The organism is Rothia sp. HMSC066H02, from assembly GCF_001814995.1.
Classification (GTDB): Bacteria; Actinomycetota; Actinomycetes; order Actinomycetales; family Micrococcaceae; genus Rothia; species Rothia mucilaginosa.
Genome location: NZ_KV818684.1, coordinates 235,479 through 260,475, shown reverse-complemented (window position 1 = coordinate 260,475; position 24,997 = coordinate 235,479). Strand labels below are relative to the sequence as shown.

21 protein-coding genes and 1 tRNA gene are annotated in these 24,997 nt (G+C 59.7%); 3 read left to right on the top strand and 19 right to left on the bottom strand.

Annotation, left to right across the window (positions count from 1 at the left end; all coding sequences use genetic code 11):
• Positions 1-120: 120 nt before the first annotated feature.
• The 5 genes from nrdF to HMPREF2999_RS06415 all read right to left on the bottom strand — a co-directional run bounded on the left by nrdF (position 121) and on the right by HMPREF2999_RS06415 (position 6,112).
• On the bottom strand, positions 121-1,098 hold the full coding sequence (nrdF, locus tag HMPREF2999_RS06435) for a class 1b ribonucleoside-diphosphate reductase subunit beta (RefSeq protein ID WP_070676565.1): 978 nt from the start codon (positions 1,096-1,098) through the stop codon (positions 121-123).
• A gap of 147 nt (positions 1,099-1,245) precedes the next feature.
• A complete protein-coding gene (gene nrdE, locus HMPREF2999_RS06430; RefSeq protein WP_070676567.1) occupies positions 1,246-3,426 on the bottom strand; it encodes a class 1b ribonucleoside-diphosphate reductase subunit alpha in 2,181 nt (726 codons plus the stop codon).
• Positions 3,399-3,929: a class Ib ribonucleoside-diphosphate reductase assembly flavoprotein NrdI gene (gene nrdI, locus HMPREF2999_RS06425; RefSeq protein WP_070676571.1), complete on the bottom strand. Its 531-nt coding sequence runs from the start codon at positions 3,927-3,929 to the stop codon at positions 3,399-3,401. Before nrdI ends, nrdE begins: the two co-directional genes overlap by 28 nt.
• A gap of 74 nt (positions 3,930-4,003) precedes the next feature.
• Positions 4,004-4,228: a glutaredoxin-like protein NrdH gene (nrdH, locus tag HMPREF2999_RS06420; RefSeq protein WP_005505794.1), complete on the bottom strand. Its 225-nt coding sequence runs from the start codon at positions 4,226-4,228 to the stop codon at positions 4,004-4,006.
• Between the two features lie 774 nt (positions 4,229-5,002).
• The gene (locus HMPREF2999_RS06415; protein WP_070676573.1) at positions 5,003-6,112 is read right to left on the bottom strand and encodes an App1 family protein; all 1,110 of its coding nucleotides are present in this window, start codon (positions 6,110-6,112) and stop codon (positions 5,003-5,005) included.
• 177 nt (positions 6,113-6,289) lie between these two features.
• On the opposite strand from HMPREF2999_RS06415, the gene HMPREF2999_RS06410 reads away from it, so the two are divergent.
• From HMPREF2999_RS06410 to HMPREF2999_RS06400, 3 genes are all read left to right on the top strand, one after another.
• Complete coding sequence (locus tag HMPREF2999_RS06410; protein WP_070676576.1) at positions 6,290-7,414, top strand: polysaccharide deacetylase family protein; 1,125 nt, start codon at positions 6,290-6,292, stop codon at positions 7,412-7,414.
• A 229-nt stretch (positions 7,415-7,643) separates the two neighbouring features.
• Positions 7,644-8,384 (top strand): DsbA family oxidoreductase, encoded by a 741-nt coding sequence (locus tag HMPREF2999_RS06405; RefSeq protein WP_070676579.1) that lies wholly within the window; start codon positions 7,644-7,646, stop codon positions 8,382-8,384.
• 264 nt (positions 8,385-8,648) lie between these two features.
• The gene (locus HMPREF2999_RS06400) at positions 8,649-9,242 is read left to right on the top strand and encodes an excalibur calcium-binding domain-containing protein (protein ID WP_083315105.1); all 594 of its coding nucleotides are present in this window, start codon (positions 8,649-8,651) and stop codon (positions 9,240-9,242) included.
• 81 nt (positions 9,243-9,323) lie between these two features.
• Here the strand turns inward: HMPREF2999_RS06400 and HMPREF2999_RS06395 are convergent, their stop codons facing one another.
• From HMPREF2999_RS06395 to HMPREF2999_RS06330, 14 genes are all read right to left on the bottom strand, one after another.
• A complete protein-coding gene (locus HMPREF2999_RS06395) occupies positions 9,324-10,184 on the bottom strand; it encodes an IS3 family transposase (RefSeq protein ID WP_070676584.1) in 861 nt (286 codons plus the stop codon).
• Positions 10,184-10,639: a helix-turn-helix domain-containing protein gene (locus HMPREF2999_RS06390; protein WP_246823094.1), complete on the bottom strand. Its 456-nt coding sequence runs from the start codon at positions 10,637-10,639 to the stop codon at positions 10,184-10,186. Before HMPREF2999_RS06390 ends, HMPREF2999_RS06395 begins: the two co-directional genes overlap by 1 nt.
• A gap of 175 nt (positions 10,640-10,814) precedes the next feature.
• On the bottom strand, positions 10,815-11,087 hold the full coding sequence (locus HMPREF2999_RS06385; RefSeq protein WP_230457242.1) for a hypothetical protein: 273 nt from the start codon (positions 11,085-11,087) through the stop codon (positions 10,815-10,817).
• Between the two features lie 45 nt (positions 11,088-11,132).
• Positions 11,133-12,167, bottom strand: a complete 1,035-nt coding sequence (locus HMPREF2999_RS06380) for a polysaccharide deacetylase family protein (protein ID WP_005505788.1) — start codon at positions 12,165-12,167, stop codon at positions 11,133-11,135.
• Between the two features lie 315 nt (positions 12,168-12,482).
• Positions 12,483-13,883: a glutaminase gene (locus tag HMPREF2999_RS06375; RefSeq protein WP_070676588.1), complete on the bottom strand. Its 1,401-nt coding sequence runs from the start codon at positions 13,881-13,883 to the stop codon at positions 12,483-12,485.
• Positions 13,884-14,087: 204 nt separating this feature from the next.
• The gene (locus tag HMPREF2999_RS06370; RefSeq protein ID WP_070676590.1) at positions 14,088-15,068 is read right to left on the bottom strand and encodes a cation diffusion facilitator family transporter; all 981 of its coding nucleotides are present in this window, start codon (positions 15,066-15,068) and stop codon (positions 14,088-14,090) included.
• 111 nt (positions 15,069-15,179) lie between these two features.
• Positions 15,180-15,252 (bottom strand) — tRNA-Ala (locus tag HMPREF2999_RS06365).
• A 183-nt stretch (positions 15,253-15,435) separates the two neighbouring features.
• The gene (gene rsfS / locus HMPREF2999_RS06360; RefSeq protein WP_044142238.1) at positions 15,436-15,873 is read right to left on the bottom strand and encodes a ribosome silencing factor; all 438 of its coding nucleotides are present in this window, start codon (positions 15,871-15,873) and stop codon (positions 15,436-15,438) included.
• Between the two features lie 66 nt (positions 15,874-15,939).
• Positions 15,940-17,001, bottom strand: a complete 1,062-nt coding sequence (locus HMPREF2999_RS06355; RefSeq protein ID WP_070676592.1) for a sulfite reductase subunit alpha — start codon at positions 16,999-17,001, stop codon at positions 15,940-15,942.
• Complete coding sequence (nadD, locus tag HMPREF2999_RS06350; protein ID WP_049360451.1) at positions 16,994-17,743, bottom strand: nicotinate-nucleotide adenylyltransferase; 750 nt, start codon at positions 17,741-17,743, stop codon at positions 16,994-16,996. The genes HMPREF2999_RS06355 and nadD overlap by 8 nt, the downstream gene beginning before the upstream one ends.
• Before the next feature lie 380 nt (positions 17,744-18,123).
• A complete protein-coding gene (gene obgE, locus HMPREF2999_RS06345; protein WP_070676594.1) occupies positions 18,124-19,731 on the bottom strand; it encodes a GTPase ObgE in 1,608 nt (535 codons plus the stop codon).
• Positions 19,732-19,927: 196 nt separating this feature from the next.
• On the bottom strand, positions 19,928-20,185 hold the full coding sequence (rpmA, locus tag HMPREF2999_RS06340; RefSeq protein WP_005505766.1) for a 50S ribosomal protein L27: 258 nt from the start codon (positions 20,183-20,185) through the stop codon (positions 19,928-19,930).
• A 40-nt stretch (positions 20,186-20,225) separates the two neighbouring features.
• Positions 20,226-20,537 carry a 50S ribosomal protein L21 gene (rplU, locus tag HMPREF2999_RS06335; RefSeq protein ID WP_070676596.1) on the bottom strand — a complete coding sequence of 104 codons (312 nt, stop codon included), beginning with the start codon at positions 20,535-20,537 and terminating at the stop codon, positions 20,226-20,228.
• 525 nt (positions 20,538-21,062) lie between these two features.
• Positions 21,063-24,872 (bottom strand): Rne/Rng family ribonuclease, encoded by a 3,810-nt coding sequence (locus HMPREF2999_RS06330; RefSeq protein WP_070676598.1) that lies wholly within the window; start codon positions 24,870-24,872, stop codon positions 21,063-21,065.
• Positions 24,873-24,997 lie beyond the last annotated feature (125 nt).

Below are 24,997 nucleotides of genomic sequence, written 5' to 3'. Positions count from 1 at the left end.
AACGGCGGAACCCCCGCGCATCCACAGTGGACACGCGGGGGTTCCGCTCGGTTTATCTCAGCCTCATAACTAAAGGCAAGAAAGGGGGCTTAGAAGTCCCAAGGCTTAGAACTCTCAGCCTTAGAAGTCCCAGTCCTCGTCCTCGGTGTTCACAGCCTTACCAATCACGTAGGAGGAGCCGGAACCGGAGAAGAAGTCGTGGTTCTCATCAGCGTTCGGGGACAGCGCCGACAGGATCGCCGGGGACACGTTCGTCACGGACGCCGGGAACATCGGCTCGTAGCCCAGGTTCATCAGAGCCTTGTTAGCGTTGTAGTGCAGGAACTTCTTAACGTCCTCACTCCAACCCACACCGTCGTACAGGGAGTGGGTGTACGCCACCTCGTTCTCGTACAGTTCGTACAGCAGGTTGAAGGTGTACTCCTTCAGCTCTGCCTGACGCTCCGCGGACTCCTTCGCCAGGCCGCGCTGGAACTTGTAGCCAATGTAGTAGCCGTGCACTGCCTCGTCACGAATAATCAGACGAATCAGGTCAGCGGTGTTGGTCAGCTTCGCGTGCGAAGACCAGTACATGGGCAGGTAGAAGCCAGAGTAGAACAGGAAGGACTCCAGCAGAGTGGATGCAACCTTCTTCTTCAGCGGGTCCTCACCGGTGTAGTAGGACAGAACGATCTTCGCCTTCTTCTGCAGGTGCTCATTCTCAGAAGCCCAGCGGAACGCCTCGTCAATCTCCTTGGTGGAGGCGAGGGTCGAGAAGATCGAGGAGTACGACTTTGCGTGCACGGACTCCATGAACGCAATGTTGGTGTACACGGCCTCTTCGTGCGCGGTCACAGCGTCCGGCAACAGGGACACGGCACCGACAGTACCCTGGATGGTGTCCAGCAGGGTCAGACCGGTGAAGACGCGCATGGTCAGCTGCTTCTCTTCCTCAGTCAGGGTCTTCCAGGAGGGCACGTCGTTGCTCAGCGGCACCTTCTCCGGCAGCCAGAAGTTACCGGTCAGACGATCCCAAACCTCAAGGTCCTTCTCGTCCTCAATACGGTTCCAGTTGATAGCCTCGACCACGTGGTCGACGAGCTTCACCTTTTCGCTCATTAGTAATTCTCCGATTCTTAAGGGGCGGTTACAGTGCCACGCGCGCCCAGCCAGTCGCGCAGGCGGTTTGCGTGTTCACCGTAACCGCCCCTTCCAGTCTTTAGTTATAGTGTGCCAGCTCAGGCTGAATGCGTCACAGCATTCGGGCTAGAGCATGCAGGATACGCAGCCTTCAACCTCGGTACCCTCAAGAGCCATCTGACGCAGACGGATGTAGTAGATGGTCTTGATGCCCTTACGCCATGCGTAAATCTGGGCGCGGTTGATATCGCGGGTGGTTGCGGTATCGCGGAAGAAGAGGGTCAGCGACAGGCCCTGGTCCACGTGCTGGGTTGCCACAGCGTAGGTGTCGATGATCTTCTCGTAACCAATTTCGTAGGAGTCCTGGTAGTACTCCAGGTTCTCGTTGGTCATGTACGGTGCCGGGTAGTAGACGCGGCCGAGCTTGCCTTCCTTGCGGATCTCAATCTTCGAAGCGATCGGGTGAATCGAAGAGGTCGAACCGTTGATGTAGGAGATGGAGCCGGTCGGCGGAACAGCCTGCAGGTTCTGGTTGTACATGCCGTACTGTGCCACGTCAGCAGCCAGCTGAATCCACTCTTCACGGGTGGGGATGTGGTGCTTAGCGAACAGTTCGCGGGTACGCTCGGTCTGCGGTGCCCATTCCTTCTCAATGTACTTTGCGAAGAACTCACCGGATGCGTACTTCGAGTTCTCGAAGCCCTCGAAACGCTGGCCGCGTTCCTTAGCAATCTGCATGGAGGCGCGGATTGCGTGGTAGGCAACGGTGTAGAAGTACATGTTGGTGAAGTCCAGTGCTTCTTCGGAACCGTAGTAGACGTGCTCGCGTGCCAGGTAGCCGTGCAGGTTCATCTGGCCCAGACCCACGGCGTGGCTCATGTTGTTGCCGCGCTCGATGGAGGGTACGGAGCGGATGTCGGACTGGTCGGAGACGGAGGTCAGCGAACGAATCGCGGTTTCCACGGTCTTGCCGAAGTCGTCGCCGTCCATGGTCAGTGCAATGTTCAGCGAACCGAGGTTGCAGGAGATGTCCTTACCGACGGTCTCGTAGCCGAGGTCAGCGTGGTAGGTGGACGGCTCAGAAACCTGCAGGATCTCGGAGCACAGGTTGGACATGATGATCTTACCGGCGATGGGGTTCGCGCGGTTGACGGTGTCTTCGAACATCACGTACGGGTAGCCGGACTCGAACTGGATCTCTGCGATGGTCTGGAAGAACTCACGCGCGTTGATCTTGCTCTTGGTGATGCGTGCATCGTCGACCATCTCGTAGTACTTCTCGGAGACGTTGATGTCGGAGAAGGGCACGCCGTAGATGCGTTCCACATCGTACGGGGAGAAGAGGTACATGTCCTCGTTCTTCTTCGCCAGCTCGAAGGTGATGTCGGGGATGACAACGCCCAGGGAGAGGGTCTTGATGCGGATCTTCTCGTCAGCGTTCTCACGCTTGGTGTCCAGGAAGGCGTAGATGTCGGGGTGGTGTGCGTGCAGGTACACGGCACCGGCACCCTGACGTGCACCGAGCTGGTTTGCGTAGGAGAAGGCGTCTTCCAGCAGCTTCATGACGGGGATAACGCCCGAGGACTGGTTCTCAATCTTCTTAATGGGCGCACCGGACTCGCGCAGGTTGGTCAGGGCGAATGCCACGCCGCCGCCGCGCTTAGAGAGCTGCAGTGCAGAGTTGATGGAGCGACCGATGGACTCCATGTTGTCTTCCATGCGCAGCAGGAAGCAGGAGACGAGCTCGCCGCGCTGCTTCTTACCTGCGTTGAGGAAGGTCGGGGTTGCCGGCTGGAAACGGCCGGAGATGATCTCGTCGACGATGTCTTCGGCGAGCTTCTCGTTACCTTCTGCCAGCAGCAGTGCGACCATGCAGACGCGGTCTTCGAAACGCTCCAGGTAGCGCTGACCGTCGAAGGTCTTGAGCGCGTAGGAGGTGTAGAACTTGAAGGCACCCAGGAAGGTCGGGAAGCGGAACTTCACGGCGTAGGCGCGCTTGAACAGGTTCTTAATGAACTGGAAGTTGTACTTGTCGAAGAGTTCCGGCTCGTAGTACTGGTTCTCGATCAGGTACTCGATCTTCTCTTCCAGGTCGTGGAAGAAGACGGTGTTGTTGTTGACGTGCTGCAGGAAGTACTGACGTGCAGCCTGGCGGTCTGCATCGAACTGAATCTGGCCGTTCTCATCGTAGAGGTTCAGCAGTGCGTTCAGCTCGTGGTAGCTCATACCCTTGAACTTCTCGGGCACGCTCTTGCCGTTGTGGCCTGCACCGAGAGTTTCTAGTGCTGAGGGCAGTTTTGCGTCCAAAATGCTTCCAATCCTTCGTTGACTTTTTCTACATCTGAATCGGTGCCCATGAGCTCAAATTTGAAGAGCACGGGCACATCGCACTTCTTGGCGACAATGTCTGCCGCGATACCGAAGAGCGGACCAAAGTTGGTGTTGCCGGAGCCAATCACACCGAGCATGTGGTGGCGATTCTGCTCCACGTTCAGGAATTTAACCACCTGCGGGGGAACGTTACCGGCGCCTTCAGGCTTGCCGTAGGTGGGGACGATGAGCACGAACGGCTCATCAAGAATGAGGGTGTCTTCGCCGGTGCGCAGCGGCAGGCGGAGGCGGCGGGCACGGATCTTCTCCACGAACTTGTGGGTGTTACCGGAGATGGAGGAGAAGTACACGATGAGTGGCGCTGTGTCGTCCAGTTCGACCTCGGTCGCTCGACCCTCGGAGGCGTTGCGTGCGTCCAGAAGGATCTTCCGGATTTCTGCGTGCTCGTCGACGGGGTTGGGCGTGAGGGCGGTACTCAATCTGTACTCCTTATTCTCGTGTGCCGGTGTGGTTCCGTGCCGATTTTCCGTTTGTACGGGTTTCGGCAGGGTTGTTACGCTGCCAGAGCGTTGATCTTGTCGGGCTGGAAGCCGGACCAGTGCTCGTCGCCTGCGATGACGACGGGTGCCTGCATGTAGCCGAGGGACTTGACCATTTCGAGGGCCTGAGCGTCTTCGGTGATATCAACCTTGGTGTAGCTGATACCCTTCGCGTCGAGGGCGCGGTAGGTCATGTTGCACTGGACGCACTGGGGCTTGGTGTACACGGTCACTACCATGGGAGTGCCTCTTACTTTCTCCCGCTCGGGCGGGGCTATCTCGTGAATGAATCTGGCGTGTTTCGTCGGTGGTTCTCCACGTGTTGTTTACGGCGGGCGATGTGCCGTCCGCTGCCCCCTCCTAGTGGGGCGTGGCGGTTTCCTGCACTGGGGCAGGGCGCCTAAAAGTGCCGTAGTGGTGGAACCGAGTATTAATACTACATCTAGTGTCGAGATTTTTCTGCACCACAAGATGATGTGGTGCGAGGGTCGTGTTTCGTTCGATAAACCCACAGATGAACCCACTTAAGAGGGGGTGCCTACAGCTTATCCACACCCTGCCGCGGGGCTAGTTCGCCGTATTTTCGCGGGGTGTGCCGGGTTATCCACAGGTGGGGTTTAAGTTGGTCAGGATTTTTAAGGGTTCATTCGCTCGCTGAGTTGAGGTTCAGTTAACCTCATGTATGCTTTCGAGGGCATAAAACCCGGAAGATTCGGGCTTGATTTTAAAGAAATCTTAACTCTCGCCCATTCTTGCGCGGAACGGCGCGGTTTTAAAGCAGAACGGACTTTCTTAAAGGCGGGGGTTAACCCCCTTCGAGCGGCTTTAAGCTATGTGATTAAGGCTGTAGAAAAGATTTTTAACTCTTTTTGGTGAGCCGGTGTGTCGTGGGTTTAAGTTGGTTAATTCCGCTGAAACACCAAAACCCACCGCATATACCGGCATTTCGCGGTATTTGCGGTGGGTTTACTCGGTATCCACGCTGGTTTTAGCAACCGGCGAGCAGTAACCGGTTAGAAATCAATCAGGCCCAGCTCGCGCAGCTTCTTGCTGAGCGTTACGCCGTCGGTGGCTTCAATCCACAGCGGCGAGCGCATCATCTGTTCGGCGCGGTAGTCGCTCCACACGCGGCCGGAGGCGAGCATGGTCTCCCCCACGGTCAGGTTGCGGATGACGATTGCCGCCACGTTGTCCGGGTAGCGTACCGCAAAGCCGTTGTAGATGTACGGGTCGCGCTGCCCGTCATCGCCGACGAGGATCCATTTCATCTGCGGGAATTCCTCGGCGAGGCGGCGCAGGGACTCGACCTTGTGGTTGGTTCCGGAGCGGAACCAGCGGTCGGGGGTGGGGCCCCAGTCGGTGAGCAGGAACGTGCCGCGCGGGTAGCCGTTGCGGCTGAGGAAGCGGCGCAGGGTCGGGGTGATGTTCCAGGCGCCGGTGGACAGGTACATGAACGGCGCATCCGGGTGGCTGCGGCGGATACGGTCGGTCATGACCGCCATGCCGGGGGTGGGGATGCGTGCGTGCTCGTCGAGAATGAAGGAGTTCCAGGCCGCGACGAGGGGGCGCGGCAGCATGGTGACCATGACGGTGTCGTCGACGTCCATGATGACGCCGAGCTTCTGGCTTTCGGGAACGATGTAGACGCTGGTTGCTACGGCGCGGGAGCCGGGCACGTACATGATGACTTCGTGCATGCCGGGTTCCAGGTCGATGCTGAGTTTGACGTCGAGCACGCCGCCGCGGTCGGTGTACGCCTCGTACTTGGTGCCGTCGATGACGATGGTGACGGGCGCATCGGACATTGCGGTTGCGGTGAAGGAGCGCCAGCCACGCATGGGGTTGGCGGTGTCTTGGGTGCCTTCTACGACCTGCAGGAGACGTTCGAGATTGACCGTCTTGTAGAGTGCGCGGGCGATGATGCGGACCCAGCCGGGGTTTCCTTCGGAGGGGGCGCGGCCGTAGCCTTCGGTGGGCACGAGGATAGGTTCGCGACCGGCGGTGATGGCGCGTTTTTCACGCCACCTGTGCAGCCGGTCTGCAACACGGTAGCCGATGTTGACTGCCTCGTCGGCAGCATCGTTCACAAGGTTGCGCAATTCGTGAGTGCCCAAATTCTCCATCCCACTAGTGTAGCGGAGCGTTACCGGCTTGCGGCTTTAGGATTTTGTGTTCTTATACCTAGTTTTTATACCTATTAATACTGTGGTGCTGAGCGCGGGGTGTGATGTGCACATTATTTAGGGTGTATTCGCTGTTCAGATTCGTTCCTTGCAGGTGGGGGCGTTATCCTGGAGAGTATGACCCACTCACAGCCTAACCGCCGACTTTTTGTGCTCGGCACTGCTATGCTTCCGCTGATTGCTGCCTGCTCGAAGAAGTCGAATGACTACGACGGCACCAGCGGTAATTTCACTCCGTATCAGGCTGGCGGCGAGACCTCTGCTGCTGCTACTCGCCCCGCACCCACGAATTCGCCGACGGTTGCCGCTGCTGGCAACCCGGTTGATAAGCCGCGCGAATGGCCCGGCATCGGTAACTCCCTCGTTGGTGACGGCAAGTATGTTGCGTGGACTGTTGATGACGGCGCAAGCCCGGAGGCGATTCGCGGCTACGCTGAGTTCTCGAAGCGTACGAATACTCGCCTGACCTTCTTCATTAACGCTTCTTACACCGGTTTTAAGGAGCATGTGTCGTTGTTGCGTCCGCTGGTTCAGAGTGGCCAGATTCAGGTTGCGAACCACACGTACAGCCACGCTGACCTGACCACCCTGGACGCTGAGGGCGTGAAGGAAGAGCTGCAGCGTAACGAAGACGAGATTATGAGCATGTTCGGTGTCTCGTCGAAGCCGTACTTCCGCCCGCCCTACGGCCGCTATAACGATGCGGTGCTGAAGGCTGCCGGTGAGATTGGTTTTACCCGCCCGGTCATGTGGAACGGCACTACCGGTGACGAGGCGAAGACTAGCTCCCGCGTGATTTACATGCGTTGCATCCGCTACATGCTGCCGCAGCAGATTGTGCTGGGTCACCTGAACTACGAGACGATCATCCCGATTCTGGATAAGGTGAAGGGTCTGATTGATGACCGCGGCCTGACTGCGGTGACGGTTCGTGACTACTACGGTGACGCATCCGAGGAAGAGATTAAGGCGGCGGCTCCTTCGCCGACCCCCACCCCGGAGGAGAACACCCCCTCCCCCGAGGCTACTACGGAGGCGCCGGCCCCTACCCCGGAGCCGACTACTGAGGCTCCGACTCAGGCACCGACTACCCGCTATGAGGATGAGGCAGCGGCAAACCAGCAGGCGACGACCGCCCCGGCGGCAACGACTGCTCCGGCTGCTCGTGCGACCGCCGCACCTGCGGCTACGACTGCTCCCGCGGCTACTGCCACGACCGCACCGGCGGCTGCCCGCCGATAGGGTCGCGTATTTCGCGTGTGCTAAGCCCCCTTGACCCGGTTCCTGTACGGATATTCCTGTACAGAAGATTCTGTACGAACCGGCGCGAGGGGGCTTTGCCGTACCCGGTGGGAATAAACTCTGGGGAACACCCGCTGGGGAATAGCCGGGAATAAACACGGCAGCCGGGGCGTTAGGTGAGCATACAGGCGGCAACGTGCCGCATCCGAGTATGAGAGGAATAGATAACATGCGTATTGATATTTGGTCCGATATTGTGTGCCCCTTCTGCTACGTGGGCAAGCGTAACCTGGAGCAGGCGCTCGCCGAGTTTGAGCACCGTGACGAGGTTGAGGTGGTGTGGCATAGTTTTGAGCTGGACCCGTCGGCTACGGAGCATCCTGCCGGTTCTCTGCCTGAGATGATTGCCGGTAAGTATCAGATGTCGTTGGAGCAGGCGATTGCGAGCCAGGAGTCGTTGGCGGAGCGTGCCCGCGAGGTGGGTTTGGATTTCAATTGGCGTCAGGCGCGTTACGGTAACACGTTTGATGCGCACCGTGTGATTCATTATGCGGCGGAGCAGGGTTTGGCGTCGGCAGCGCAGGAGGCGTTTAAGCTGGCGTACTTTACGCAGGGCCGTTCGGTGCAGGATCACGAGTCAATTCTGGATATTGCTTCTGAGATTGGCCTGGATACCGCCGAGGTTGAGGCGGTGTTGAAGAGCGACCGTTACGCGGCGGATGTGCGTGCTGATGAGCAGTTGGCGCGCCAGCTGGGCATTAATGGTGTGCCGTTCTTCTTGATTGAGTCGAAGTGGGCGGTCAGTGGTGCGCAGCCTGCGAAGATGCTGGTGCAGGCGCTGCGTCAGGTGTGGGAGGAGACTCACCGTGTTGAGTTTTTGAACCCTCTGGCGGGCGCGGCTGGTGACGCTGCGGGTGACGGCGATGCGGAGGCGGGTCCGTCCTGCGATATGAACGGCAACTGCTCCTAGTAGCCGCTGGAAGTGCGCGGCGGGGGTGCTACTCCCCTAGCCCCCCCTGGCTAGCACCCCTGGCTAATGCAGCCTCAGATATAGCGATGCCCCCTCGTACTATTTCTAGTACGAGGGGGCTTCGCTATGCCCGCACGTTGCCTCTTCCCTTGTCAGAAATGTTTGGGGGCTCAATATTACCTGCGGATGAGGCCGTTTTCATTTACACTTGAGTGTGTGTTCTACGGTGAACACACTTGTCCACTCACTTTATAAAGGAATATTGTGTTGAAAATTCACACCGCGACCGCTGGTGTTCTTGCGGGTGCTCTGCTGCTGACTGGTTGCTCTTCGTCTGTTCGCGCTCCGAAGCCTGCGCCTTCTGCGTCATCGTCGACGTCTGTTTCTGCTAGCCCTTCGGTTTCAGCTACCCCTAGTTCTTCTCCGAGTGCGTCTGCGACTCCTTCGGAGTCTCCTACCCCGACGGTAACCCCGTCTGCGGTTCCGACGACTGAGGCTCCCGTACAGGCTCCGTCCCAGGCACCGGCGGCTGAGGCGCCTTCTGTGGCGGCGCCGGCGGCTCCGGTTTCTGAGGCGCCCGCGCAGCAGGCACCGGTTCAGGAAGCTCCTGCTCAGGTTGCTACGGAGGTGCCGGTTCAGCAGGCGCCCGCGCAGGCTCCGGCGGCTGAGGCTCCTGTACAGCAGGCTCCCGCTCAGCCGGTGCAGCAGGCCCCGGCGCAGTCGAGTGTTTACTACGAAACATGCGCTGATGCTCGTGCGGCTGGTGCGGCGCCCCTGCATCGTGGCGAGCCGGGTTACCGCCCGGGTCTAGATAAAGACGGTGACGGCGTGGCGTGCGAGCCGAAGAAGAAGCACTAAGCTTCTACCCCCAGATATGACGAAGCCCCCTCGTACTATTTGAACTGCGCCCCGAAACTTGGACGCATTAAATACCAGCCGCTATGCAGCTTCCCTCAGGGCCTGATCCCGGTACTCTACCGGAGTCAGGCCCTTAAGCTTTACCTGACGCCTTGCTGTATTCCAATGCGTAATATACGCATCAAGGTCAGCTTTAAAACTCTCAAAAGTCAGCCAATCCTGCCCACGGAAAAACCCATCCTTAAGATGCCCAAAGACTTGCTCGGTGGCACCGTTATCAATGCAGTTGCCTTTACGCGACATACTCTGGATAAAACCATTCTCAGCGAGCATACTGATATAGGTCTCGTGCTGATACTGCCACCCCATATCCGAATGCAAAATCGGTTCAACCCCTTCAGGCTTGGCATCCATGAGTACCTGAAGCATCTCTTGCTGCTGGGCAAGATTAGGGCACATCGAGATGGAGTGGGCAACAATCTCTTTGCTGGCAAAGTCGTAGACCGGAGCGAGGTAGGCCTTACCGAAGGAGAGCTTAAACTCGGTAACATCGGTACCCAACTTCTGCCAGGGACCAGTCGCCGTGAAGTTGCGACCGATGATGTTGGCGAAGCTTTGCCCCACCTCCCCCTTGTAGGAGTTGTACCTGTGGTAGGCCCTCTCACGGCGTATACCGCAGCGCAGCCCCATCTGGCGCATCATCTTCAAGACCGTCTTATCGGCGATGCGCACCCCTTCCTCAGCGCGCAGGCACATAGCTACCTGCCTGTGACCGCACCCGTTGGGGGTTCGCGAAAAGATTTGGGCGACCTTGGGACGTAGCTGCGCTCTGGTTGGCTGCTGGGGGTGAGCCAACGCGTAGTAGTAGCTCGACCTGGCAAGGCCTGCCGCCTCAAGGAGGTCGTACAGCTTGTGTCCATGCCCTGAAAGCTCAGCGACCACTAGGGCTTTGTCCCGGTTTGGGAGCGCTTCTGCGCCTTCAGGGCAATCGATTTTTTTAGGTACGCCACCTGTGCCTCAAGCTTGCGCACACGCTCGGCGAGTTCCTCCTCACGCGTTGGTGGCACCGCCCGTACCGACCCCTTCGGCCTGCCCTTGGGCTTAGGCTTAAGCGCCTGCGCGCCGCCCTGGCGGTATAGCCTGCACCACTGCTTCAACGGTGTCACGCTTGCAATACCGAAGCGCGCCATTGCTTCAGGCTTACTTATCCCACCGTCAACCACGGCCTTCGCTGCGGCAACCTTGGTCTCATAGTCGTATCTGGTCCGCTTTACTCCCATGGTAAGAAGCCCGTCCTTCCCGATGACGTGGTACATTTTCTGCCACTCTCTCACAGTCGCGGCAGACACACCAAGCTTCCTGGCGGTCAGACCATAGCCACATCCCTTCTCAAACATCTGCGCTGCCTGTTCCCGAAGCAAACGGTCATGCCTTAATCCCAGATTTATAGACATAAAAAGCCTCCCATTTCCTGGACTTTAATTTTGTTGTCCAAGAAACGGGAGGCAGTTCATTTCTAGTACGAGGGGGCTTCGTCGTATCAGCTTCGTTCTGTCAGCTCAGCCGGTGAGGTTAGCGCGGCTGGTAAGCGCGGGCACGCTCAGCACGAGCACGGCGCGCCTCCGCATCCTGCAAGACCGGCACCAGCATACGAACCAGCTGGCCCATACCGCGCAGCACCAAATTCAGCCACAAACCAACAGACCACACCGCCGCCACACGCGGATGCCCCGTGCGCATCCACCGCACACCCAGAAAAGACAGCGAGTAATACAGCAGAAGCAGCAGCGACTCACGGAAGCGGTGCACCTGCCGAAGGAGAGGGTTCTGAGGAAGCTTCATCATGCCTCCCAGTATACCCACCGGAACCCCCGCCAGGGTTCCCCCGCACTACCCGTAATAGTCGCGAATCGTCACCGTCTTCAAACCGCGCCGATCCAACAACGCCCGAATACGGTCCAGCTCAGACACCACACCCCGATAATTCAAATGCCCAATCACAATATGCTGAGCCAATGCATACTTCTCCGCATAGGCATACACCTCAGCCGAAGAAATATTAGACGAATCCGCCAACGACCCGTACCACAGAACCGGGCGCGTAAAACCACACGACGCCGCAGCCGCCAACACGCGCGCATCATAATACCCGTACGGCGGGCGGAAATACGGCTTCGAAGACACCCCAAAAAGCCGCCTAATCTCCTCATCATTACGGGTCAGCTCCTGAACAATCTGCTCATCCGTCAGGCTCGTCAACGCCGCATGACTATACGTATGGTTCGCAATCTGCAACTGACCACTCTTCACCAGCGGCAACAACAGGTCACGATGCTGTCTAAACGCCGGGTACTGACCGTTGATAAAGAAGGTGAGGCGCGTGCCGGTACGGCGGGAAAACTCCGCGTAGGCGCGTACCACCTCCGGGTCGGCGCCGTCATCGACCGTCCACGCAATATACTTGCCCTCACCGGGCAGGCCGGTCTGCGGGCCAGTCCAGGCACGAGCTTCTGGAACCGGGTTCGACGAGGTCGCAGTCGCAGAATCGGTCTTAGATGCCGCGGCGGTCGGGGATGGGGTACCCGTTGCGGAGCCAGATGCGGAAGGGGTCGAAGAAGGGCTCGCCGAGGCGCTACCCGACGCACTACCGGACGGGGTGTTCGACGGGGTACTGCCCGAGGCAGACCCACTAGCCGTTACCTCGTGAGCGTCATCCGCCGCGGACGTGGTGCAACCGGTGAGGCCAAGACCCAGCACGCCGAAGCCCACCGCGCCCAGACCAAAGGTACCAACGTGTTGTAAGAGTTCCCGTCGCCCCATGGAGGCGCGGGCAGAAGCACCCGCCACCGCCCGGTCAGCGGTGGGATCAGTAATAGCGGATTGACGAGGAGCGATAGGTGTTTCTGGGTGTGGAACAGTGTTCATATTACGAGTGTATGATGAGACCACTGTTAGCTATCGAAAAATTCAAAATATTACTTAATGATTAACAACTGCGCTATTAAAGAACCTCTACGTACTTTCAGTCCCCTCACTCACCGAAGACCACGCTCAGTACGCTAAGCTACCCGCACGCCAGATAATCCAGGTACAGATTCAAGTACAGCCCCAGCTACAGCGCAAGGTGCAATTCTAAGTACAGCAAGACCCCTCCCCCAGAACACGCTCACAACGCGCCCGGGAAAGGGGCCTCAATATATAAGTTCACACAATCGTACAACCAAGTACGCGGAGAAAAACCTACTCGGACTCCGAAGCTTCCGGCTGCTCCGACTTAGCGGATTCCAACGCATTCAGTGCCTCCAGAGCCGCAGCCTCCGCAGCTTCTTCGGCGTCCGCCTCAGCCACACGCTCAGCATCCGACTCAGCAGAAGTCACCGCCGCCGGGTTCGTCAGAACCTTCACGCCCATGCTGCGCAGCGCATCCGTATTCGTGATCGTCTCGTCATTATCAATCAGGTACACCTTGTACCCGTCATTCCGCAGGCGACGCATCAGCTCCAGGAGCATGCTCTGAGCGACCTCATCCACCGCGTACACGCGCGTCACATCCAGGGCAACCTTGGAACCCTCCATCGGGGATTCCACAATCTCACGAATCACGCGCTCCACACCCGCAAAACGGATGCGGCCCTGCAACTGAATCAGACGCATAGACTCATCACCCGAACCGATCTGGTAGTTCGCGCGCAACGCCGAACGAGCCACGGTCGGCACGTTCATCACGTGCATGCCCATGTCATCCGAGAACTGCTCGAACAGCTCCACACCGCGCACACTGTTACCGTGACCGTCAAGGCGCGGCGAGAACGTTGCCACACCCAGCTGACCGGGCACCGCACCAATGATGCCGCCGCCCACGCCGCTCTTCGCCGGAACACCCACCTGGGTCGCCCAGTCACCCGCAGAGTTATACATGCCGCACGTGAACATGACGCTCAGCACCTGACGCACCACAGTCTTAGGAACCACCTGCTCACCCGTCACCGGATGCACACCATAGTTCGCCAAAGTCGCCGCCATCAACGCCAAATCCTTGACCGTCACCATCAGCGAGCACTGGCGGGTATAACCCTGCACCGCCACAGTCGGGTCACCGGTCAGGATGCCGTGGCCGCGCAGCATGTGCGCAATCGCGTAGTTGCGGTGCGCGTGCTCTAGCTCGGATTCGTACACGCGCTCATTCACCGACAGTCGGCGGCCCGCAAAGGCCGACAGACCCGAAATGACGCGCTCCATGCGCTCGCCCTGAGTCGCACCGGGAGGGCCCACCAGCGAATGGGTGGTAATAGCGCCGGCGTTAATCATGGGGTTCAGCGGCTTGCCCGAGCCGTCCTCCAGGGACAGCTCGTTGAAGGGCTCGCCCGAGGGCTCAACGCCGACCTTCGCCAGCACATCGTCAAAGCCGCGGTCAGCCAGGGCCAGCGCGTACACGAAGGGCTTGGAAATCGACTGGATCGTGAACTCCACGTCGCTGTCACCGGCGGCGTACTGCTCGCCGTCCACCATCACGATGGATGCGGCCAGCTTATCCGGGTCCACGGCGGCCAGCTCGGGAATGTAGTTCGCCAGCTCCCCGGAGGTATCGGAGACGACCGTCGTCAGGGACTCAGTGAGGTACGTGGCGATGGGTGAATGCATGGTCTCCTCCGTGATGCTGATTCGGTGTTCGGGGTACGTTCCCGGATGCGCCGGAGAACCCGGGCATACCCCATCTACGAGTGTATCTTTTGCCGCCAAAAGCTACCAACTACTGCCGAGAATGACGACGGAGTGGACAGCGTGGGCTAACGCGCGGCGCCCGCGCGCACGACCGGGTTCTGGGTGCCGGGGACGTAAAGCCGGCTAGGGGTGGCGGACCGACTGCGGCTCCTGGCCACCCAACTCGGCGGTCTCCAGCTGGAAGGTCGAGTGCTCCACCGACACCTCAAAATGGCTCGCCACGCAGGAGCGAATACGATCCAGAATCGCCACCGCAGACCCGTCGCGGAAGCAAGAATCCGCAACCACCACGTGCGCGGTCACGACCGGCAAACCCGTCGCCACCATCGAGGCGTGCACATCGTGCACTTCCACCACACCGTCGACGCGCAGCATGTGCTCACGCATCGCGTCCAAATCCAGGCCGTCCGGGGTGAACTCCATGAGCACCGCAGTCGTCTGCTTCATCAGGCGCATCGCACGCGGCACAATCAGCGCCGCAATGAACAGACCCGCCAGGGCGTCCGCCTGGTAGAAGCCGGTCAGCCAAATCACGATAGCCGCCACAATCACACCCAGCGAACCCAGGGCGTCATTGAGCACCTCCAGGAACGCGGCACGCATATTGAAGTTCGCGTTCCTCGCCGTAGCCAGCACCGCAATACCAATAGCGTTCGCCACCAGGCCAACCACACCAAAAATCAGCAGTTCGGTGCCGGGCACCTCCGGCGGGGCGAACAGGCGATGCACGCCCTCCACCGCCGTGTAGATACCCACCGCCAACAGCAGCACCGACTGCCCGAGGGCGGCAAGCACCTCAATGCGGCGGAAACCCCACGTGCGGCGAGAAGTTGCCGGGCGCGTCATTAGCGAAGCCGCCGTGAGCGCTACCAGCAGTCCGGACGCGTCCGTAATGGCATGCGCCGTATCGGTCAGCAGCGCAAGACTTCCCGTGACCAACGAACCAATCGCCTGCGCCAACACAATAACGACCGCCAAGCTGAACGCAATCAGCAGGCGCGGACGCATGGAGGCGGCGTCCTCCGGGCTCGGGGCATGCGAATGATCGTGCCCATGATGATGCCCGTGGTGGCCGTGGTGGCCGTGGTGTGCGTGCGCTCCCATACGCTTCTCCTCAACTATGAATGCGTTGTTGACTATCGAGAGTTATCGGCAGATAGCAAAATCGCCCGATTCACAAGAACCGGGCGAAAAGCTCCTCAACCGAGGAAAACGTGGAGATAAGGGGACTCGAACCCCTGACCCCCTGCATGCCATGCAGGTGCGCTACCAGCTGCGCCATATCCCCATATTCTGTTAGTGACCTCAACGAGGCAACATGAATATATTACACACACCACGGACAGCGATGCAAACCAGCGCACCCAAAAATCCAAAAAGTTCCCGGCGGCTAAGCAAGAAGGGCGGACCCCGCGGCACCATACAGCGCCAGCAGAGCCCACCCCTCATCAGCTAAAAATCAAGCAGAAGCCTACGCCTCATCCTGAGCGGGAATGATGCGTGCAGCATCTTCCTCAGTCTCACCCTCAATGTCGAAGGGAGCCTCGTTCTCAACGCCCAGCTCAATACGCGGGGCCTCAGCCCACAGACGATCCAGAGCGTAGAACTCGCGGTCCTCCTCATGCTGAACATGCACGACAATATCGCCGAAGTCCAGCAGAATCCAACGACCCGAGGAACGACCCTCACGGCGGACCGGCTTCAGGTCAGCCTGCTCACGCAGAGCGTCCTCAACCTCATCCGCAACAGCGTTCACGAGGCGCTCATTGTGGGCAGAAACCACCAGGAAGCCATCAATCAGACCCATCGCGTCGGATGCATCCACAGCGAACAGGTTCGTTCCCTGCTTCTCCTCCGCAGCGCGGGCGGCAATGCGCAGAGCCTCAACCGAGGACTGTGCAGCAGTCATATTTTCCTTCCTTGCCGACAGAACACCCGCCGGCAGCACCCGCAACAGGGGTGCATTGTTCACGGCCTACTTAGGGCCAAAAATCATAATCAGACCAACAACGACCAGGGCGAGCAGCAGCACAATCCACAGCCACGCCAGGGAGGCCTTCTGCGCAGGCTGCAGAACCTCTTCAGCCTTCTCAACAGCGCTCTCAGAAGCAGACTCATCAGCTTCCTTCGAAGCCTCAGCAGAAGGCACCGGAGCAGACTTGGACTCAGCCGACTTCGACTCAGCAGACTTGGACTCTTCATCCTCAGAATCCTCTTCGGACTCTTCAGCAGTCTCCTCGCCGAGCGACTCTTCGGGATCCTGACGATCCACCATGCGCTGCAGCAGCTCCTCAACCTCATCCGGGCTCAGAGCAACGGTCGGGTCGCCGTCCACCGAATCCACGGTGTCACCAGCGGAGGCGCTATCCAGCACGCTCAGGTCAAGACCCTGCGCGTTCACTGCACTCACGCGGGTGGGCAGCTCGTCAGCAGACTCTTCAACCTCAGCAACCTCAACGGTCTCTTCCTCAACGGAAGCAACCTCGGTCTCCTCGACCTCAGCGACGGAGCTGTCCAGCTCCTCAACCTTCGGCTCATCGCGCACCAGGTACTGGTGCAGCTCGGGTTCCGGCTTCTCCTCCTTGACCACGGCAATGACCGGGATCGAAGAAGTCATCGGGTTATCCACCGCGGAGGGGCTGGTCGCATCCACACGGTTCTGCGCGATCTCTTCGGGGCGCAGAACACGCAGGCTACTGGTCAGAGGAGCAGGCTCGTGCAGCTTCTCCTCATCGTTCGCCTCAGTGTCAATCTTGCCCTGCGCCGCCAGCGCCGCAAAACGACGCTGAACAGCCAGAACCTGCGGGTCAATAGCGTCCGCATGAATCACGGAGCCCATATTCGCAACAGGTTTCGCGGGCTCACCGCGGCGGGCTGCACGCAGGTACTCGGCAACTTCTTCACGGTAGCGGGCAAGACGGCGCGGACCCATCACCTTAGTAGGCGGCGGCACCTCAATGCCGTCCTCGGTCACGTACGTCTCGTAGAGGTACGCTTCGTCCTCGCTATAGGGCTTCGAACCCGTAGCTTCACTCATGTGTTCCCTCATTATTCGTAGATTGGGGTGCCTGCCCAGACTCATCTTTCACGTGAGGCAAGCCGTCACGGTACGCCGTCAAAGCGTCCTTCTTGTACAGGCCGTACTTAGCAATGTACTGCACCACACCATCCGGCACCAGGTACCAGATGGGGGCATCTTCAGCTGCGCGGCGACGAATATCGGTCGAAGAAATCGCCATCGCAGGAATCTTCAGAGTCGTAATATGACGACCCTCTGCCAGCGGCGGATCCAGATCGTGATCGGGGCGGGTCACGCCCACAAAAGTCGCCAAATCCCACAGCTTATGGGCATTACGCCAGGTCATAATCTGGCTAATCGCGTCCGCGCCGGTAATGAAGAACAGGTCAGCATCCGGGCGCAGGGCGCGCAGCTCGTTAAGCGTATCAAAGGTGTAGGTGGCGCCGCCACGGTCAATATCAATACGGCTCACCGTAAAACGCGGGTTCGACGCGGTCGCAATCACCGTCATCAGGTAGCGATGCTCAGCGTCACTCACGTGCCGCTCCCCCACCTTCTGCCAGGGCTGACCGGTCGGAACGAACACGACCTCATCCAGGTCGAACACGGCAGCAACTTCACTAGCTGCCACCAGGTGTCCGTGGTGAATCGGGTCGAAGGTTCCACCCATCACGCCCAGACGCACCCGACCGGGAGTGCGCGGGGGAATCGACTCGGTGCTCGGAGCACCAAAATCAAGGTGAACAGGCTGGTCAGTCACAAATGCCGTCCTTGCTGGGGACAGAGACCGCACCACGGCAGCTAAAAAGCCACTACAGGCGCGGATGCGGGCAGGTACACAGAAGGTACGCAACACCGAAAAAGGTGCCCGCGTACATTCCCCTCTATGCTACCTGCTTACGGTCAAAAAAACCGAAATGACGGGGGTGAGCTAAGCCGCCAGTGGAATACCCAGCCAGCACGCCCGACCACAGGCTCACCCGCGTGTTCCGACACGCACATCCGGCACGAGCGGCAACCACAGAACCTACAAGAAAGCACCGCGCACAAGAAAGCGCCGCGCACCGGAGCCAAACCCCGGTACGCGGCACCATTCACTGTCTATGAAACAGCTGTCTAGGCAACAGCTACGCTGAGCTATTAGTCGTCGACGTTCGGCATGTCGATATTCTCGTCGACCTTGCCTTCCTTCAACTTCTTGCGGTACTCAACCGACTCGGTCCACACGCCGGCAGCGCGCTCGGACTCCAGCTCGGCACGAGCCTCCGCCTTCGCGTCCATACGCTCCTTGTACTCCACACGCTTCTGCGCACGAGTCGGGCGAATGATCTCTTCCAGACGAGCGTCCGTACCACGCGGGGAGGACAGCAACTCAGCGCCACCGACCATGGTCGGCTCCCAATCGAAGATCACCGAGTTGTCGTTCTCACCAATCACCACGGCGTCACCGGCACGAGCACCAGCCTTGAACAGCTCATCCTCAACGCCCAGGCGCGCCAGGCGGTCCGCCAGGTAGCCGACAGCCTCATCATTATTGAAGTCAGTCTGCTGAATCCAACGCTCAGGCTTCTCACCAATCACGCGGAACAGCGGCTCAAGGTTACGCTCCTCGCGGCGAATAGTGAACTCCTGCTTCTTCTTACCGCGGAAGCCCTTCGGGCGAACCACAGGAGCCTCAACAACCACGCGCTCCGCTTCCTTCTCGGCAGCGGCACGAGCCACGCGGTCCTCCTCCACGAGCTTTGCCATCGCAAAGATCAGGGACTTCAGACCCTCATGGGAAGCAGTCGAAATCTCGAAGACCTTGAAGCCCATCTCCTCAAACTCGGGGCGAACAAACTCAGCCAGCTCACGAGCCTCAGGAACGTCAATCTTATTGAGCACCACAATCTGCGGACGCTCATGCAGCGGCACGGTCACACCCGCAGTCGGGTCAACCTCATAGTTCTGCAGCTCGCCGCGGATTACCTCAAAGTCACTGATCGGGTCGCGGCCCGGCTCCAAAGTAGCGCAGTCAATCACGTGCACCAGAGCCGAAGAACGCTCCACATGGCGCAGGAAGCGGTGGCCCAGACCGCGGCCCTCCGAAGCGCCCTCAATCAGACCGGGAACATCCGCGACGGTGTAGCGAACATCGCCCGCCTGCACCACACCCAGGTTCGGGATCAAAGTGGTGAACGGGTAGTCAGCAATCTTCGGACGCGCCGCAGAAATCGCAGCAATCAACGAAGACTTACCCGCCGACGGGTAACCTACCAGAGCCACATCCGCAATGGACTTGAGCTCCAGAACAATATCAGCCTCTTCGCCGGGGGTGCCCAGCAGAGCAAAACCGGGAGCCTTACGCTTAGCCGAAGCCAACGCAGCGTTACCCAGACCGCCCATACCGCCACGGGCAGCAACATACTCGTCGCCCACACGCAGCAGGTCAGCCAAAACATTACCCTCGCGGTCCTTCACCACAGTACCCTGCGGCACGGTCAGAACCAGGTCCTCACCGTTAAAGCCGTGGTGCATATCGCCACGACCAATATCGCCATTCGGGGCGTGCTGGTGCGGGCTGTGGTGGTACTCCAGCAGGGTCGTGGTCTGGTTATCCACGCGCAGAATCACCGCGCCACCATTACCACCGTTACCGCCGTTAGGGCCGCCCAGGGGCTTAAACTTTTCACGTCGCACGGAGACGCAGCCGTTACCTCCGCGACCGCCAGATACATGCAAGACCACGCGGTCCACGAATTCTGCCACGGGTTCTCCTTATCTTGGAAAATCTTCACTTCGCCACCGCACGGCACACACCAATCATGCTGCGGATGCGGCGGCAGGCGCGACCGGGTTGGGGTGCGCGCCTCATCGTGGAGCCCAGCACGGGCGTCCACGGCATTCGAGGTCATAGCGAGAGGGGGTAGACTAACGCCTACCCCCTCTGCCCTAGCGGTGAGTATTACTCAGCTGCTGCCAGGATGTTAACGACCTTGCGGCCCTTGCGGGTACCGAATTCGACGGTGCCTGCTGCCAGAGCGAACAGGGTGTCGTCGCCACCGCGGCCAACGTTCAGGCCGGGGTGGAAGTGGGTGCCGCGCTGGCGAACGAGAATCTCGCCTGCGTTGACGGACTGGCCGCCGTAGCGCTTAACACCGAGGTACTGGGGGTTCGAGTCACGGCCGTTACGGGTGGAGCTTGCGCCCTTCTTGTGTGCCATTCTGTATTCCTACCTTAGGGTTGAATTCCGGTCGTCTTAATTACGCGTTGATAGCGGTAATCTTGACGGTGGTCAGCTCGGCGCGGAAGCCCTGACGCTTCTTGTAACCGGTCTTGTTCTTGTACTTCTGAATAACGATCTTCGGACCGCGCAGGTCCTCAACCTTCTCAGCAACAACCTTGGCGGAAGCCAGGGACTTTGCGTCAGCGGTGACCTTGTCACCGTCGACGAGCAGCAGCACGGGCAGCTCGATGGTGTTGCCGGGCTCGCCTGCAACACGGTCAAGGGTAACGAGGTCGCCTACGGAAACCTTCTCCTGGCGGCCGCCAGCGCGTACAATCGCGTATGCCACTATGGGACTCACTTTTCTCGACAACTTGCTTCTTGAATCTCACACGAATGAGCAGCCTGCGCTTTCATTGCTGTGCGCCCTCCCCCGCCAGTCGAATGACCGCGAATAAGGAGGAACGGCCCGTGCGTTCCGGCGGGATTGCCCGCCGAAGCCAACACGCGAGGCTCACCGGTGGTGTCTCTCTCCCGTACGTTTCGACTCAGCCGAATACTCGACCGCGCCGAAGACGATGCGGGTGGGAGCGGTGTCTCCCGCTGGCCCTGCGTCGATAGGGCTTCACTGAGATAAACACCAGTCCTTAAGGATACGGCATGATCTACGCGCCGCGCAATAGATAATTTTGCGGAACACTCGAAGTCGGCACGTGATGCTCCTCTAATACTGCACCGCACTCTTAGTAGCGCCTTTAAAATGACGCAGCACACGCACAGAAAAAATAGCCTCGGTAGGGAAGTTCCGGCTCGCCCTACCGAGGCTATCTCATATACACACACCATCGGAATTCCGATGATCGGAAGCTAAAGACTAATCGTCCTTACCTTCACGCTTAATGTCGGCAGCGGCAACGCCAATGCCGAACAAGACAGGAGCCGAAGCGTCATCAGCCACCGGAGCCACATCCGCAACAGAAGCGGAAGCAACCACGGAACCCTCAGCACGCTCGGAAGCGTCCACGGTCACGACCTGAGCACCGGCACCGGCGCTCGAAGCCGCACGGCGAGTGCGACGCTTACGCGGGGTCGAACCGGGCACCTGAGCGGCAGGCTTCTGAGCCTCCTCAACCGGAGTCTCAACCGCTGCGGGAGCTGCGCCCACCACACCGGTCACAGCCGGAGCACCAATCACGCCGGTCACGACCGTGCGAGGCTCAGACTTCTCAACCTTATCAGCCTTTGCGGGTGCCTGCTCGGATGCCACGCTCTGCTCAGCAGCCTTCTCGGCGCGCTTCTCATCAGCGGCACGACGAGCACGGCGGCGGGACGCACGCGGAGTCTCACGAACATCCTCAATGCGCAGGTCCTCACGCTCAACACGCTTGGACTCCTGAGCCTTCTGCACACCCGAGTTTACCTCAGCGGAGGTTGCCTCAGCGTTCTGCTGCTCACGGTCCTGACGCTTGGACGAACGACGCTCCTCCGAACGATCCTCACGGCCCGAACGGAACGACTCACCCTCAGCGCGGGCAAGACGGCCAGCCTTCTGAGAAGCACGAGCCTTCGCCTCACCGGCGCGAATCGCCTCAAAACGATCCGAGGAGCGGCTAAAGCGCGGGTCGAGCTCCGGGTCAACGTGGTGCTCGTCCTCCAGCGCACCCGCGCCGGAATCCTCCACAGCAGCGATATCCGCATCGGTCAGCTCGCGGCGCTTACGGTTACGAGAAGACTTCTTCTCGCCACGCTTGGACGAACGACGCTCCTCAGAACGATCCTGGTCAGAACGCTCCTCAGCAGAGTCCTGCGAGGACTCCTCCACGCGGTCGAACGCGCTCGCCAGCTGCTCCAGGGAGAAACCGCCCTGCTCGCCAATCCAGTTGCCCTCGGTGACCTCAGCGACCTTGTCCTCACGCTGAGCAACCTCCGCGTGAGCCTGCTCGCTGGCGGCCTCGGCAATACCCTGAATCTCCTGCTCAAGCGAAAGCTCAGCGGTCTCCGCGCGGCGCGAACGCTTACGGCGCTTACGCTTCTTGCGGGTCGAAGCAGTCTCCTCCGAAACGTCCTCGCTCTGAGCGGATGCGGCAGCCACCGCAGCCATAGCGTTACGGCGCTCAGCCTTCTTCGACTCCAGAGCATCCTGCTTCTGCTGGTCACGAGAATCCTCGCGGGCAGCGGCACGGCTACGCTTACGGTCATTACGCTCATGGCGGTGGATGTAATCCGAAGCGCCACCGCTACGACCGCTCAGCGGCTGATCGTGAACCACCAGGCCACGGCCGGCACACTGCTCACAGGGCTCCGAGAAGACCTCAAGCAGACCGGTACCCAGACGCTTACGGGTCATCTGAACCAGACCCAACGAAGTCACCTCAGCCACCTGATGCTTGGTACGGTCACGGCCCAGGCACTCAATCAGGCGACGCAGAACCAGGTCACGGTTCGACTCAAGCACCATGTCAATGAAGTCAATGACGATAATGCCGCCGATATCGCGCAGACGCAGCTGACGGACAATCTCCTCAGCAGCTTCCAGGTTGTTCTTGGTGACAGTCTCTTCCAGGTTGCCGCCGCTACCGGTGAACTTACCGGTGTTCACGTCCACCACGGTCATGGCTTCGGTACGGTCAATCACCAGCGAACCACCCGAAGGCAGGTACACCTTACGGTCCAGTGCCTTCGCCAGCTGCTCGTTAATGCGGTAGTGATCGAAGAGGTCATCCGCGGAATCCCACTGCTGCAGGCGGGAGACCAGGTCCGGCGCCACATACGTCACGTACGCCTCGATGGAATCCCACGCGTTCTCGCCCTGAACGATCATCGCGGTGAAGTCCTCGTTGAAGACGTCACGCACAGTCTTAATCATCAGGTCGGGCTCCTGGTAGAGCATCTCCGGAGCCAGCACCTTGCGGGAGTTAGCCTTCTCCTGGATCTCTTCCCACTGCGCACGCAGACGGTTAATGTCGTGGGTCAGCTCCTCCTCAGAAGCACCCTCCGCCGCGGTACGAACAATCACGCCAGCACCCTCGGGCAGCTTGTCCTTCAGAATCTTCTTCAGGCGAGCACGCTCGGTGTCGGGCAACTTACGGGAAATACCGGTCATCGAACCACCCGGCACGTACACCAGGAAGCGGCCGGGCAGGGAAACCTGGCTGGTCAGGCGGGCACCCTTGTGACCAATCGGGTCCTTGGTGACCTGCACCAGAACCGAATCGCCGGGCTTCAGGGCGTTCTCGATCTTGCGGGGCGCACCGTCCAGACCGGTGACATCCCAGTTGACCTCACCCGCGTACAGCACAGCGTTGCGGCCGCGTCCAATATCAACGAACGCAGCTTCCATGGAGGGCAGAACGTTCTGAACCTTACCAAGGTACACGTTGCCAATCAGGGAATCCTGCTGGGTCTTGGACACGAAGTGCTCAGCCAGCACGCCGTCCTCAAGCACACCAATCTGGATGCGGCCGTCCTTCTGACGAACCAGCATCTGACGGTCCACAGACTCGCGGCGAGCCAAGAACTCAGCCTCAGTCACGATGTGGCGGCGGCGACCCAGGGAGCGGGACTCGCGGCGGCGCACACGCTTCGCCTCCAGGCGGGTAGAACCGCGCACACCGGTCACAGTGTTGGATGCGTGAGAGTCAGCCAGACGCGGCGCACGCACCTTGGTGACGGTCTCAACGTCGTCATCAACGCCGCCCTCAATCTCAATATCTTCGGTACCGCGGCGACGGCGACGGCGACGGTGGCTCGTCACCTCAGCCTCAGCGGCAGCCTCCTCACGGCGGCGCTCCATGCGCTCCTTACGCTTCTGCTCCTCGGCAGCGGCGCGGCGTGCCTCACGCTCCAGTTTGGCGGCAACAGCGAGCTCGCTCAGCTCCTCCGGCTCGGGTGCCATGAACAGCGGCATCGCACCCATGGGGGTACGCGAGCGCAGCTCCTGCAGCTTTTCGCGCTGCAGGTCGCTAATGGTCTTTACGGGCTCGGGAGCTTCTGCGGGCTCCTCGGCGGCAGGTTCCTCAAATGCAGGTGCTTCAGCTACGGACTCTGCCTCTGCGGAGTCAGCCTCAGTGTTCTCAGCCTGCTTCTCGGCAGTCTCAGTCTCCTCTGCCTCGGATTCAACCTCGGCTTCCGCTGCGGCCTCGCCCTCAACGAATTCAGCTTCGGCAGTCTCTTCTGCGGCTTCTTCGGTCTTTTCTGCCTTGGTCACCTTCTCGACCTTGGCAATCTCTTCGACCTTGGCGGTCTTCTCCACGGTCTCAGTCTTAGCAACCTTCTCAACCTTGGCGATCTCTTCAACCTTCGCGGTCTTCTCCACAGCAGGCTCCACCTCAGCAACAGGCTCAGCCGCCTTCTTTTCAGCAGCCTCAAACAGGCTATCGAGGGTAGAAGCAACCTCGGTCTCAGACGCAGCGGGAGCGGCAACCTTCGGTGCCGGCGCGTGCTTAGCCTTAGCGTTACGCAGGTTGGTCAGGCCAGCTGCAATCGCCTCATCCAGGGGAGCCTCAGGAGCCTTCTCCTTCTTCGGGCGACCCGGACGGCGGCGCTCAGTACCCTGCTGGGCGTCAGAGCTCTCACGAACATTCTTACGCAGAGTTTCACGGGTCTCTGCAGAGGCGTTCTTCTCCTCCGCGAGGGCGTTCAGCGCCTCAAAAACCCCAAGTTCGACGTTCTTCTCGTCAGACATTAATCTTCTTTCGTTACACCCTGCTCCGCACCGCAAGGATTTTAACAGCGCGCATACAGCGCAAAGCCTAGTTGCTGTCACCGCGGCTCAAGCCTCACCCTACGGCGCGCGTTCATTGGCGCTAC